Annotated in this window: 13 protein-coding genes; 9 read left to right on the top strand and 4 right to left on the bottom strand. The window is 59.5% G+C overall.

Annotation, left to right across the window (positions count from 1 at the left end; genetic code table 11):
* Positions 1-18: 18 nt before the first annotated feature.
* From ACYQ54_RS04145 to ACYQ54_RS04180, 8 genes are all read left to right on the top strand, one after another.
* The gene (locus tag ACYQ54_RS04145) at positions 19-1533 is read left to right on the top strand and encodes a YcjX family GTP-binding protein (protein ID WP_460079612.1); all 1515 of its coding nucleotides are present in this window, start codon (positions 19-21) and stop codon (positions 1531-1533) included.
* Positions 1530-2576: a YcjF family protein gene (locus tag ACYQ54_RS04150; RefSeq protein WP_460079614.1), complete on the top strand. Its 1047-nt coding sequence runs from the start codon at positions 1530-1532 to the stop codon at positions 2574-2576. Before ACYQ54_RS04145 ends, ACYQ54_RS04150 begins: the two co-directional genes overlap by 4 nt.
* A 165-nt stretch (positions 2577-2741) precedes the next feature.
* Entirely contained in the window at positions 2742-4940 is a 2199-nt protein-coding gene (locus tag ACYQ54_RS04155; RefSeq protein ID WP_460079615.1) for an autotransporter outer membrane beta-barrel domain-containing protein, read from the top strand.
* Between the two features lie 246 nt (positions 4941-5186).
* On the top strand, positions 5187-5723 hold the full coding sequence (locus ACYQ54_RS04160) for a dTDP-4-dehydrorhamnose 3,5-epimerase family protein (RefSeq protein WP_460079617.1): 537 nt from the start codon (positions 5187-5189) through the stop codon (positions 5721-5723).
* 47 nt (positions 5724-5770) lie between these two features.
* Positions 5771-6676: a Gfo/Idh/MocA family protein gene (locus ACYQ54_RS04165; protein ID WP_460079619.1), complete on the top strand. Its 906-nt coding sequence runs from the start codon at positions 5771-5773 to the stop codon at positions 6674-6676.
* On the top strand, positions 6673-7644 hold the full coding sequence (locus ACYQ54_RS04170; protein ID WP_460079620.1) for a glycosyltransferase family 2 protein: 972 nt from the start codon (positions 6673-6675) through the stop codon (positions 7642-7644). Before ACYQ54_RS04165 ends, ACYQ54_RS04170 begins: the two co-directional genes overlap by 4 nt.
* A gap of 40 nt (positions 7645-7684) precedes the next feature.
* Positions 7685-8860: a vWA domain-containing protein gene (locus ACYQ54_RS04175; protein ID WP_460079622.1), complete on the top strand. Its 1176-nt coding sequence runs from the start codon at positions 7685-7687 to the stop codon at positions 8858-8860.
* Positions 8861-8893: 33 nt separating this feature from the next.
* Positions 8894-10021: a class I SAM-dependent methyltransferase gene (locus tag ACYQ54_RS04180; RefSeq protein WP_460079624.1), complete on the top strand. Its 1128-nt coding sequence runs from the start codon at positions 8894-8896 to the stop codon at positions 10019-10021.
* 70 nt (positions 10022-10091) lie between these two features.
* Here ACYQ54_RS04180 and ACYQ54_RS04185 read toward each other — a convergent pair whose 3' ends face one another.
* From ACYQ54_RS04185 to ACYQ54_RS04200, 4 genes are all read right to left on the bottom strand, one after another.
* Positions 10092-10517, bottom strand: a complete 426-nt coding sequence (locus ACYQ54_RS04185; RefSeq protein ID WP_460079626.1) for a universal stress protein — start codon at positions 10515-10517, stop codon at positions 10092-10094.
* 68 nt (positions 10518-10585) lie between these two features.
* Positions 10586-11374 (bottom strand): AraC family transcriptional regulator, encoded by a 789-nt coding sequence (locus ACYQ54_RS04190; RefSeq protein ID WP_460079628.1) that lies wholly within the window; start codon positions 11372-11374, stop codon positions 10586-10588.
* A gap of 68 nt (positions 11375-11442) precedes the next feature.
* Positions 11443-11640 (bottom strand): helix-turn-helix transcriptional regulator, encoded by a 198-nt coding sequence (locus ACYQ54_RS04195; RefSeq protein ID WP_460079629.1) that lies wholly within the window; start codon positions 11638-11640, stop codon positions 11443-11445.
* Positions 11640-12020, bottom strand: a complete 381-nt coding sequence (locus ACYQ54_RS04200) for a hypothetical protein (protein WP_460079631.1) — start codon at positions 12018-12020, stop codon at positions 11640-11642. The genes ACYQ54_RS04195 and ACYQ54_RS04200 overlap by 1 nt, the downstream gene beginning before the upstream one ends.
* 248 nt (positions 12021-12268) lie before the next feature.
* Here ACYQ54_RS04200 and ACYQ54_RS04205 point away from each other — a divergent pair, with 248 nt between their 5' ends.
* Positions 12269-13495: an MFS transporter gene (locus ACYQ54_RS04205; RefSeq protein WP_460079632.1), complete on the top strand. Its 1227-nt coding sequence runs from the start codon at positions 12269-12271 to the stop codon at positions 13493-13495.
* Positions 13496-13548: the final 53 nt, after the last annotated feature.

Below are 13548 nucleotides of genomic sequence, written 5' to 3' on the forward strand. Positions count from 1 at the left end.
GACCCCGCCAGCGCCTACATGAACGCGCTGGAGGCCCTTGTGAACCCATTGACGACACTTGCAGAAGAAACCCGGCTGACGCTGGCCAACCTTGCCGATGCAGCGACCGATCTGGCGGTGCCGAGCGTCCGGCTGGGCGTGACCGGTCTGGCGCGGGCGGGCAAGACCGTCTTTCTGACCGCGCTTGTGCATAATCTCGTTCACGGTGGCCGCCTGCCGCTGTTCAGCGCCGTCTCCGGGCACAGGATGACAGGCGCGCGGCTTCAGCCGCAACCGGACGACGCTGTGCCGCGCTTCGACTACGAGGCACATGTCCGTGCTCTCGTCAGCGAGCGGATCTGGCCGGAATCCACACGTCAGGTTTCGGAACTGCGCCTGACCATCGACTATGAAAGCGCCTCCTACTTTCACCGCAAGCTCGGACCGGGACGTCTGCATCTAGATCTGATCGACTATCCCGGTGAATGGTTGCTGGACCTGCCTCTGCTCGGCAAGGACTACGCCGCCTTTTCCGCCGAAGCGATGCAACGCGCCCGCGCGGAAAACCGGGCGGAGATCGCCGAGCCGTTTTTGCAGATCCTCGCGGCAACAGATCCCAATGCGGAGGAAAGCGAACCGGCGGCGCAAGAGCTGTCCGCAAGCTTCAAAACCTATCTGGCGGCTTGCCGTGCGGACGCCCATGCCCTGTCGATGCTGCCTCCCGGACGGTTCCTGATGCCGGGCGATCTGGAGGGCTCTCCTGCCCTGACCTTTGCGCCGCTGGACATTCCCGCAGACGCGAGCCCGGCCCGCACCGGTACCCTGCGCGCCATGATGGAGCGGCGGTATGAAGCCTACAAGACCCATGTGGTACGCCCGTTCTTCCGAAATCATTTTGCCCGTCTCGACCGCCAGATCGTTCTGGTCGATGTGTTGCATGCCTTGAACGCGGGAGCCCATGCGATCGCAGATCTGGAAACCGCCCTGACCGAAGTGCTGGGCGCATTCCGTCCCGGCAAACGCAGCTGGCTGTCCTCGATCCTGTCGCGCCGGATCGACCGCATCCTGTTTGCGGCAACCAAGGCCGACCACCTGCACAGGTCGGATCACGACCGGCTGGAGTTGATCCTGAAGAGACTGGTTGCCCGGGCAGAGGAACGCGCGACCTTCAAGGGGGCTGAGGTCGAGGTTCTCGCCATGGCTGCCGTCCGCGCAACGCGTGAGGCAACGGTCAAGCATCGCGGCGAAGCTCTTCCCGCCATACTTGGAACGCCGTTACCGGGGGAACGGCTGAACGGCGACACATATGATGGCAAAACCGAAATCGCCATGTTTCCCGGGGACTTGCCGGACGACCCTGAATCACTTTTTGGACAAGCTGAATCAGTTTCTGAAGCGCTTCGAGCAAGCTTTCAAACCGCTCAGGCAGATCTTCAGTTCCTGAGGTTCCGGCCACCGGAACTCGACAAGACCGCCGACGGCCTGACATTGTCCCTGCCGCATATCCGGCTTGACCGCGCCCTTGAATTCCTGATCGGAGATCGCCTGGCATGACCGGTTCTCAGCCCCCTTCCAATCGCAAACCGGCGGCCTTCCGTCTCGACGATGCCAAGGTGCGGATGACTGATGACGACACCCGGTCCCCCGGCGTCGGCGAAGCGCTGATCACTCAGGCGTATGTCGAGGATGAAGAGCCTCGCCTCCCCCGTGCGGCCAGCACGCCCCGGTCCGGATTTCGGTATGGCAAGTGGCTGACGATTGGTCTGTCCGGCCTCGTCTCGCTTGCCGTCGGCCTGGCGATCGACAGTCTCATAAGGGACCTTTTTGCCCGGACCGACTGGTTGGGCTGGCTGGGCGTCGCGCTGGCCGCGCTGGCGGTGCTCGGCCTGCTCGGGCTGGTCGTTCGCGAAATCGCAAGCCTCATGCGCCTTGGACGCATCGACCATCTGCGGGACCGGCTGCAGAGTGCCGCTACGGCCGACGACGCAAAGGCGGCATCGGCGGGCCTAAAGGAACTGCTGGCGCTCTACAAGGACCGGCCCGAAACCGCCCTGGGCCGCAAGGCGCTCGCCGGGCATATGCGCGAAGTCATCGACGGACGGGACCTGGTCAAACTGGCCGAACGCGACCTGCTTGGCCCGCTCGATCTGGAAGCCCGTCGCATCGTGATGAACAGCGCAAAACGTGTTTCCATCGTAACGGCTGTCAGCCCCCGGGCACTGGTCGATCTGCTGGCCGTCCTGTTCGAGAACCTCAGGACGATCCGGCGCTTGTCTGCCCTCTATGGCGGCCGGCCCGGTACGCTTGGCTTCCTGCGTCTTGCCAGACACGTCATGGCGCATCTGGCCGTGACAGGTGGCATGGCCGCCGGTGACAGCCTTGCCTCGCAAGTGCTGGGTCACGGACTGGCGGCACGGCTATCGGCCCGCCTGGGCGAAGGCGTGGTAAATGGACTGCTCACAGCACGCATTGGCATTGCCGCCATCGCCGTCTGCAGGCCTGCACCGTTCGTGGCCGGCACCGGCCCCACCATTTCGGACTTCATGGGTGAGCTCGTCTCCTTTGCCAAAAAAGAAGACCCGGCCAACAAGTCTTAAAGTTTAGATTTGAAATAATACACGGCATGGTTATTCGTCCGAAGCGAACAAACCAATTGCTATTTCTACCGATGACACATAAACGTCTCAATCGTTAAGATTTCGGCAGACGGGCTGTAGCGTCTTCCCAGAAATAAAACAACAATAGCCAGGTGAGACGTTAACTTGTGTAGCGATAGGCCGTTGTCGAACCCGAAGAAATACACCTATTCGCATGGCGGCACACTCAAGCAAATTCTGCTTTGCGGTTGTACCCTGGTTCTGATCGGACCGGGCCCGGGCTTTGCGGGCGACATTACCGTTGCGTCCGGAACCACGGTCACAACGACGCAGACGCTTACGGGTGTCGGCGATACCGGAACGGTCGAAAGCGGCGGCACAATCGACGTGACTGATCAGGATGGCCTGGTTCTGGACAACGACGACCAGACAGCAACCAACAACGGCACCATTATCGTCACCAAGACAACCACTGGCACACCAAATTTTGCCGGCATAGGCTCCAATGAAGACGATGCTGTCGTTCACAACAACGGGTCCATAACCACGACAGGCAGCCGTGCCTTCGGCATTGCCGGAGACGGGGCCGACTTCAAGGTCACGAATTCGGGAAACATCACCACTTCTGGCGAGGAATCCGACGCCATCTTGTCGCTGGGGGCGGACACCGACATCACCAACTCCGGCACGATCTCCACCACTGGCGAAGCTGCCTACGGCATCAACGCGGAAGGCGACCGTCCGACTGTCTTCAACTCGGGTACGATCACCACGACAGGCGACGACGCCTATGCCATCGACACAGATGAAGACGAAGCGAAGATCACCAACACTGGAACAATCACGACGTCCGGTGAGGACGCAGACGGCTTCGACAGCGACGGCGACGATGTCACCCTGATCAACACCGGTGTTATGACCATGTCCGGCAGGCTGGCCGACGGCATCGACAATGATGGTGACCGCGCCGCGATCACCAACTCGGGCACGATCACCGTTTCTGGCGAAGACGCCAACCCGCTCGAGTCCAACGGCGATGACGTCACCATTTCCAACAGCGGCACGCTTCGCAACACCGGCACGATTTCCGGAGATCATGACAATGTCGGGCACGGCATTGCCGTTGTTGGCGACAATGTCACGATCACCAATTCCGGCAAGATCTACAGCACCAACGGATCCTCGATCTATGTCGACGGGTCGAATACAACGGTTGCCCTGAACGAGGGCACCATTCTTCAGGGTGTGCTCACCTTCACCGACCCGACAAGCACGACCCTGAACTATGCCGCGGGTCGAACGGCGATCCTGACCTTCAGCGGCCTTCCCGCCACCCTGACCATCGCTGGCCTGGTCTCTGCGACCAACGGCAACACGATCACCATCCTCAATCCGGAGGACTTCCGGTTGGACACGGTCGCCCAGACCTTCAACACCATGACGCGCGCCGTCACCGGCAGCGTTGAACAGCAGATGGACCTCAGTCGACTGGGCAGTACGTCCTTCGTCGCAACCAACGGCCCGGCTCCGGATTTCGAAAATTCCACGTCGCTATGGGTCACGCCACTTGGCGGTGTTCTATCCCGCCAGGGAAGCGATGGTTTCGATCACGCCTTCGGCGGCCTCACCGCCGGGGTCGAGAAGACATTCGCTGAAGGGCTTGCCGCCGGTCTTGCGGGTGGTTTCACCATCGGCAGAACAACCAGCGACGGCGACATTCACTCGGCCTCAAGCTACAGCATTCACGCCGGTGGCTATCTCGGCCGTTCCTGGCAGGCGACCTTCGCTCAATTTGGCCTGCTCGGCGGCTATCTGAAGAGCGGTGAAGACGTCACCGTCCTCAACAACATGGTTGTCGGTGGCCTTCAGGACCTGTCCATCGACTACGACTATGTCTACGTGACGCCTTCTGCCCGTCTCGGCCATGCCTTCGCCCTGAGTGAGGGAACGCTGACGCCCAGCGCTCGGGTGCGCTACTCGGGTCTCTGGCAAACCGGCAATGCCGATGAAGGCGTCACCGGCCTTTCGGTCTCCGGCCGCTCGCTGCACGTTCTGGAACTGCGTGCGCAGGCAACCTATGACCATGCTCCCATCCTCCAGAACGGCGGAACGCTCTATCTCAGTGCAAATGCGGGTATCGACGGCTCCTTCACCTTGACCGACAGTGTTGACGGCACCTTGCAAGGAGCCGCGTTGAACCTGTCCGTCGATAGTGATGATGCTGTGCTTCGCGGTTTTGCGGCAGCCGATGCCGTGTGGCAGGTCAACGATGGCACCAGATTTCTCGCAGGCATAGAAGGTGGCTACGACAGCGCCGATACATTGTCCGCATCGGTTCGCCTGGGCGCCAGGATCAGCTTCTGAGGGGCTTAGGAAACTTACCCCCTCTCTCAAACGCGCCCCCGCAGGAGTGCAAAGAGCAAAGCTGCAAAGATCAGGGCTTCAACTTTTTCGCCTGGGCCGCAGCGGCCCTATTCTCGGTGCAGGATTTCCTGCGCAGTCTCCGGCACCCGGTCTCCACATCCTCGGGAAACCTGTTAGTCTGGCGCAGGGTTCGGATGGGATGCGAACTTCGCGCGGGGAAAACGGCTGTTGGGGTCAGGCAATTCGATGCAAACCGAAGAAACGTCAATTGAAGGCGTGATTGTCCATGACTTTGTTTCGCACATCGATGACCGCGGCAGTTTTACCGAAATCTATCGGGAAACATGGCTCACGGGCTTCAGGTCGATCCAGTGGAACATCGTCACCTCGAAAGAGGACACGCTGCGCGGCGTTCATGTGCACAAGGATCACTACGATTATCTGATGGTCCTGGCCGGCAGGATGTTGCTTGGTCTGCATGATATCCGCCGCGACAGCCCCACATCTGGAACATCGCAATTTCTCGATCTTACAGCAGCGCAGAGACGCGCTGTCTCCATCCCGCCGGGTGTGTGCCATGGGTTCTATTATCCTGAAGCCGCGACACATCTTTATTCCGTTTCCACCTACTTCAACCCGACGGACGAACTGGGCTGCAAATTCGATTGCCCGGAACTGAACCTGCCTTGGCCGACGAAGGCCCCCGTTCTTTCCAATCGAGACAGAACAGCAGGCAACTATGCGCAGATGCTTGATAAATTCTATTCGGACGCCAATGCCTGATTTTTTGGAAACCAGCAATCTCCCTTCACTGGCAATTGGACACAGCCATGACTGATGTCGGTCTGGTCGGCTTCGGCCGATGGGGAAAGCTCATCTTTCGCGACCTGCACAGTCTGGGCGTTCCGGTACACGTGGCCGTGCCCGGTTCGGACAGCCGGCAAGCAGCTCTCGAGGCCGGGGCCGCTTCTGTGTGTGAAAGCGCTGCCGGCCTTCCCGACTGCGCGGGATATGTCGTTGCGCCGCCGACAGTGCATCACGCTGCCTGTATCGACGCACTTGCATCGCGGAACCGGCCGATCTTCTGCGAGAAACCGGTCACCAATGATGCGCAGGCAGCGCAACGGCTTGCCGATACGCTGCAAGAGCGTCTCTTCGTCATGGACAAGTGGCGCTATCACCCCGGCATTCTGAAACTTGCCGAGCTGGCAAAATCCGGCGAGCTGGGTCAGATCGAAGCCATGCGAACGTATCGCCTCGGTTGGGGCAATCCGCACAGGGATGTCGACAGCCTCTGGATCCTGCTTCCGCATGACCTTTCAATTGCGCTCGAAATTCTGGGATCTCTGCCGGCGGCTCACTCGTCGATGACACAGATCCCCGGACTCGGCGGCGAGGATCTGATTGCCCGCCTTCAAAATGATGGGGAACCGCCCACCGTTACCATGGAGATCTCTTCCCTCCATCCATCTCCTACACGTTCCGTCGTCGTGATCGGCAGCAAGGCGGTGGCACAACTGGCCGCATCCTATGACGACCGCATTCTCCTTGCCCCGAGGGATGCCAGCCGGAAGCCGCAGCAAGTCGAGGTTGGCACGAAAATGCCTCTTCTGGCCGAACTCGAAGCATTCGTCGCGCATCTGGAAGGAGGACCTGCTCCAAAGTCTTCAGCTGCAGAAGGTGCATTGATCGTCAGGCGCATTGCCGAGCTCAGAGCGCTTGCAGGACTGCCGTGACACGCCCGCGCTTCACCATCCTGCTGCCGGTCAACAGACCCCCCGAGCTTCTGCCTTTCGCCGTCGCTAGCGTTCTGGGCCAGTCCCTGCAAGATTTCGAACTGTTCATCGTTTGCGACGGCGCGCCCGAAGAGACCGTGCAGGAAGCGGAGAAGCTGGCAAGGAGTGACGACAGGATCCATGTTTTTTCGTTCCCCAAGGGCGAGAGGCACGGCGAAGCCCATCGGGACACGACTCTAAGGCAAGCAACCGGCAAATATGTGGCCCAGATCGGCGACGACGATCTCTGGTTTCCCGAACATCTGTCCGAACTCGAGCGCCTGATGCAAACCTGTGACTTCGGCAATCTTCTACAGGCTGAAATACTGCCCGACGGCAATTTCAAGGTTCACTTCGGCGATCTGGCGGATGCCGATACACGCCGCAGGATGGTGGAGACACGATGGAACTTCTTCGGCCCGTCCACCGTCGGCTATTCTCTTAAGGCCTACCAGTCCCTCGACGTCGGCTGGAGCCCGGCCCCGCCCGATTTCTGGACGGACCTCTTCATGTGGCGGAAGTTCCTTGTGCGCTCTGATTTCACCTTCGCAACAAGGCCCACCGTTCAATGCATCAAGCCTTCCGCAGTTCACCGGAAGAATATGACACTGGCCGAACGACAAAGCGAAACGGCGGCACTGGTTGAAAGGTTTGCCGATCCTGCGGAACGGCAGAATTTCCAGACCGCCTGCAACGAACACTTGATTGGCGACCTCAAGTCCGAAAGCCGGCGTCATGCGGACAATGCAGCCCGGCAGGCGCAAACCGTATCTGCCCAACAGGGAAAAATCAGGCAACTGCAGGCCGAACTCGACCAATTGAACCAGCGCCATGACACCCTCCTCGCCTCAACGTCATGGAAGATGACTGCTCCCTTGCGTGCAATCGGCAAGCTGCTGCAACAACTCTTCGCCCGACGACCTTTTTGACCCCTCGACAGGCATCTGCCAGGATCTTACCTTTCGCATCATGTTCATTACCTTCTTCACCGAACTGAAATCGGCCGGCATCCCGGTCTCGCTCCGCGAATATCTGACGCTCATGGAAGCGCTGGATAAGGATCTGGCGGAAAAGAGCGTCGAGGATTTCTATTATCTCGCGCGGCTCACGCTGGTGAAGGACGAGAGCAACCTGGACAAGTTCGACCGCGTCTTCGGCCACGTCTTCAAGGGGCTCGACCTCATGAGCGAGGTTGCCACCACAGAGATACCGGAAGACTGGTTGCGCCGCCTGGCCGAAAAACACCTGAGTGAAGAGGAAAAGGCGCAGATCGAAGCCCTTGGCGGCTTTGAAAAGCTGATGGAGACCTTGCGCGAACGGCTGAAGGAACAGCAGAAGCGCCACCAGGGCGGCAACAAGTGGATCGGCACAGCCGGCACGTCGCCATTTGGTGCTTACGGCTACAATCCCGAAGGCGTGCGCATCGGCCAGCACGAAAGCCGTCACCGGCGCGCGGTCAAGGTCTGGGACAAGCGCGAGTTCAAGGATCTCGACGACACCCAGTTGCTGGGCACGCGCAACATCCAGGTGGCCCTGAAACGGCTGCGCAACTTCGCACGCACAGGCGCTGCGGAAGAACTGGATCTCGAAGACACGATCCGCGCCACCGCCCACAAGGGCCTTCTGGACATCAAGATGCGTCCCGAGCGCCACAACGCGGTCAAGGTGCTCTTGTTTTTTGATATCGGCGGGTCGATGGACGACCACATCCGGGTCTGCGAGGAGCTGTTTTCAGCCGCACGGTCCGAATTCAAGGTGATGGAGCATTTCTACTTCCACAACTGCCTTTATGAATATGTCTGGAAGGAAAACCGCCGCCGTCACACCGAGCGCATGCCGACGATGGACGTGCTGCACAAGTATCCCGCCGACTACAAGATCATCTTTGTCGGCGATGCGTCTATGAGCCCCTACGAGATTGCCTATCCGGGCGGCTCGGTGGAGCACTGGAACGAGGAAGCCGGCGCTGACTGGATGCAGCGGATCACAGGGCTCTACAAGAGTGCAGTCTGGCTGAACCCGGTCCGGCAGGAACACTGGCATTACACCCATTCCATCCAGATGCTGCACGAACTGATGGAAGGCCGCATGTTCCCCATGACGGTTGAAGGCCTGACGGAAGCCATGAAAGAACTGGCCAGGTAGATTTTCCGCACACAAGGCGCAGAAAGGGAGCGCATGGAACAGACCACAAAACCCGATCATCCTTTCTCGCAACCTGTTTCCCATGCAACCACTACCGGCATGTCGGGCAGAGGGTTTTACAACGCCAACTCGGCTACCCAATGGACTGCCATCGAAACGATATTGCCCCTGATAGAAGAGGCGATCGCAACCCTGCCCGCTGATGGCACCGGTCCCATCGGCATCGCTGACTACGGTTGCTCGGAGGGCCGCAATTCCATTGCGGTCATGAAACAAGCCCTCCCGGCGTTGCTTGCTCGCACTGAACGGCCGATCCAGACCCTCCATTCAGATCTGCCCACAAACGATTTTTCTGAACTATTTCGCGGCCTCAGACCGGATGGCGGCTCGGTTTTCGGCTCGGACAGGATCTATTCTGCCGCGATCGGTGGATCGATGTACGATCAGCTCTGCCCGCCGCAGACCCTGCACCTTGCCACCACATTCAACGCCATTGGCTTTCTCTCCTGCCGCCCGGTCGACAGGTTGCCTGGCTATATCTTGCCCAATGGGCCAAGTGCGGCGCGGGCAAACGGTTATGTGGCGGAGGAAGACCGCCATGCCTTCGCTGAACAGGCGAAACAGGACATCGCCCGTTACCTGGTCGTCCGCGCAAAGGAGCTGGTTCCAGGTGGCAAGCTGCTGGTTGAAGTGTTTGGTTCCAAGGGACCGGCTCGAACCTGCGACGGCCTTTACGACCTTCTGAACGACGCGGTTCTGGATTTCGTCGAAGCAGGAGACATTGGCAGAGACGTCTACGACCGCTATTACCAGCCGGTCTACATGCGTGAACTGAAGGAACTTACCGACCCGGTCACCAATGAAGCCTATGGAGCAGCCGGGCTTTATTCAATCGATCGGACGATGGAGTATGAAATTGCGGTCCCGTTCGTCGACCGTTTCAAGAAGGACGGCGACCTTGACCGCTATGCCAGCGACTATGTCAATTTCTTCCGCGCCTTCACCGAAGCGGTGTTGCGCGCAGCTCTGCCCGACAGCTCATCGCGAGAGGACCTGATCAACCGGATCTTTGCAAGGGCCGAAGACCGCCTGAAGGCCGACACCAGCCTCTACCCTTTCCGGTACGCAGCCGTCGCCATGCTGCTGACGCGCAATGGCTGACGACTGAGGCTCACGGGCCGATCGACCTTGATAGACCGGGCATCGAATGGCCGACTTGATGCATGACGCACTAGCTGCGCAGCACCATCACCGAACATGGTGCGTGCCGAACGATGTGGGCAGCGTTCGAGCCGATGAAATAGGTCGACAGGCCCGGCTTGTGCGATGTCATCAGCACCAGATCGCAGCTTGCCTTTTCCGCTTCCTCGATCACTTCATGATAAACTGAGCCCATTCGCACAGTCAGATCGATGGTGCCTTCCGGAACATCCAGTTCTGCTGCGATAGTGTCGAGAATTTTCGCGGTTTCCTCAAATTCCCGCTTCTGCCAGCCTTCCGGAAGCTGACTTGCCACGAAGCTTTGGACTTCCGGGCAGACGGCCATCAGATGGATCTTGGAGCCGTAGTCGCGGGCAAATTGCGAGGCTTTGGCAAGGGCTTCCGCAGCAAAGCCGGTTTCGGCCGGGTCAACGGGAACGAGGATTTTCTTGAACATGTCTTGTCTCCCCAAAAATCAGGTCTTCCTGTTTTGCGCCTGGGAGAAAAGGGTCGCCATGACAAGGATCAAACGGCTTCGACACCGTCAAAGTATCGACCCGGGGTCACGCCGAACGCCTTCTTGAACGTCGACACGAATGCGCTTGGCCCCTCGTAGCCGAGCTTGTGGGAGACATCGGAAACGCTTCGCCCTGAGGCCAGCAGCTCGAGGGCCCGGAACAGTTTCACCTGCCGGCACCAGGTGCGGTAGCTGAGGCCCGTCTCAGCCTTGATTCGCCGCTCGAACGAGCGCACGGAGGTTGCGCATCGGTCTGCCGCCTCACTGAGCGAGGGAATATGCGCCGGGCAACGGACCACGCCTTCGCACAACTCGCGAAGCCTGGCATCCTGCGGCATTGGCAGTTGGAGGGGAGCGACCGGCAGCATCTTCAGCTGATCCAGGATGACCGCGGCAATGCGCGCTGCCGGACCCTTTTCCGTCTCCGAACGCGGATAGGACATGAACTCCAGAATGAGCGCCCTGAGCAAGGTCGTTACCTGCATCACCTGCGGCGTTTGCGGCAGATCCCGTGTATAATCATACTGGACGTAGATGTAGCGCAGCTCGGTATCGGTCAGATACCGGGTCTGATGGCTGACCCTGGGCGGCAGCCACACGGCCCGCTCGGGTGGCACGAAATAGGTGCCCATTTCCGTGTCGATGGCAATCGATCCCCGGATCACATGAAACAGCTGCGCGGCATCATGCGAATGCCAGCCATTGTTCCGGCCCTGCAACTGGGTCCGCGCGTACCCGATGATCGGCGCGGCCACCGCTTCTTTCGGAAACTCGGCAAGTTCGGGATGAATGCTCATGCGCGGGATCGTATACCGTTGCCATTCAATTTCACAGGGGACCGATGCCCCTTTCCAGCCTGATCAGCTCAGACCTCGTCCGGTACGAACAGTTGCTCGATCGGCCTGCCGAAAACCCTGGAAATACGGAAGGCCAGGGGAAGGCTCGGGTCGTATTTGCCCTTTTCCAGAGCGATTACCGTTTGCCGGGAGACATCGAGCTTTTCGGCCAAGTCGGCCTGGGACCAGCCAAGTTCCCCGCGCAGCTGCTTCAGGTGATTGCGCATCAGCTTTTCCAGCGCACCACAAGCGTTGCCAGCGTCCAGAAAATCAACAGGAATGCCGCGAAGAAGTTTAGATTGACTGTCAGCACCGCGCCGAGCTTTGCCAAAAATACCGCGGCAATGACGCCGGCCAGCAGGGTTATGGCGCCTGCTGTCGCCAGAATGTAGCGCTCGCGTTCGTCCACGTCGCGGAAGAAGCGGTAGACCGACCACACGACCAGCACCATCGGCAGGGTCGCGACCAGGGCCAGTGCGACCAGCCCTGTCAGAGGCCTGTTTGCGTCGAGATAGGGATGAACGGCATAACTTACCAGGACAAAGAGGCCCGCGGCGGCCAGGCATTCGGCAGTGTATCTTATCGACAGACGGTCAAACCGGGACATCACCACCATTCCTCGCAATGTAAAGTTACCTTTACGTTGCACAATTGCGCTCGCCTGTAAAGCACCCTTTACATTCAGCGATCTGCCTGGGCAGCACCCCCTGCCCTGACCCGTCGATGGACCAGCGCGCTTTCAATTTGGCGTTTCGGAAACATCTCATGACAAAACAGCGCTAACACGCAAGACGCAATTGGCGTTAGAAACTGTTCGCAACACCGCCGAACGTTTTAATTTTCCACGGCTACAGAATGACTTACTTCACCCAGAATACCCACCCGAACGAGGCGACCGGCTGGCGGTCACCTCTGGTTCTCCTGATGATCATGGCAGGCGCCATGCAGCTTTCCTTCGCTGCCTGGTGGAACCTGATGAACAATTTCGCCGTTCAGGAGCTGGATTTCACCGGCCGGGAGATCGGCATCCAGCAATCGATCCGGGAAATCCCGGGCTTCCTGAGCTTCCTCGCGGTCTATCTTCTGCTGATGATGCGCGAGCAGACACTGGCCTATGTGTCACTGCTGCTCTTGGGTGTCGGTGTTGCCGTCACGGGCTATTTTCCGACTGCCCTCGGCTTTTACGTGACGACGCTGATCATGTCGATCGGCTTCCACTACTATGAGACCATGGCGCAGTCGCTGTCGCTGCAATGGCTGCCCAAGGCGACGGCTGCCGCCAGCATGGGCAAGATCCTGTCTGTAGGTGCCTTCGCCCAGCTGATTGCCTATGGCGTCATCTTCGTAGCCTGGAAGATGTTCGAGCTGTCCTTCACGGTGGTCTTCGCCATCGCAGGCGGCCTGACGCTTGTCGTCCTCGTCTTTCTGATTTTCGCCTATCCGCATTTCCGCGAAGGCGTGCCGCAGCACAAGAAGCTGATCCTGAGACGACGCTATTGGCTCTATTACGCCCTCACCTTCATGGCCGGTGCCCGCCGCCAGATCTTCACGGTTTTCGCCGGCTTCCTGATGGTGGAGCGGTTCGGCTATGACGTGCACGAGGTCGCGGGACTGTTTCTCCTCAATGGCGCCTTCAACATGGTTCTGGCGCCCAAGATCGGAAAGCTGATCGTCCGCTTCGGCGAGCGCAAGGCTCTGGTACTTGAATACGTCGGCCTGATCCTGGTGTTCGTCTGCTATGCCTTCGTCACCAATGCGACGCTGGCAGCCAGCCTCTACGTGGTCGACCACGCTTTCTTTGCGATTGCCATCGCCATCAAGACCTACTTCCAGAAGATCGCCGATCCGGCCGACATCGCGCCGACCGCCGGTGTTGCCTTCACGATCAACCACATCGCCGCGGTGTTCATTCCCGTTGTGTTCGGGTTGATCTGGCTGGTTTCCCCGGCCGCAGTCTTCCTTGCCGGTGCTGCCATGGCAGTGGTCAGCCTTGTGCTGGCAACCATGATCCCGAGCAATCCGGAAGAAGGCCGCGAAGTCGACTTCTGGTACCGCAAGCCGTCTGCCCAGCCGGCAGAGTAATCTTTAGGCGCTGAGCCAAACCAAAACGCCCGCCGGAGCGATCCGGCGGGCGT

The sequence above is a fragment of the Roseibium sp. LAB1 genome (genome assembly GCF_054658235.1).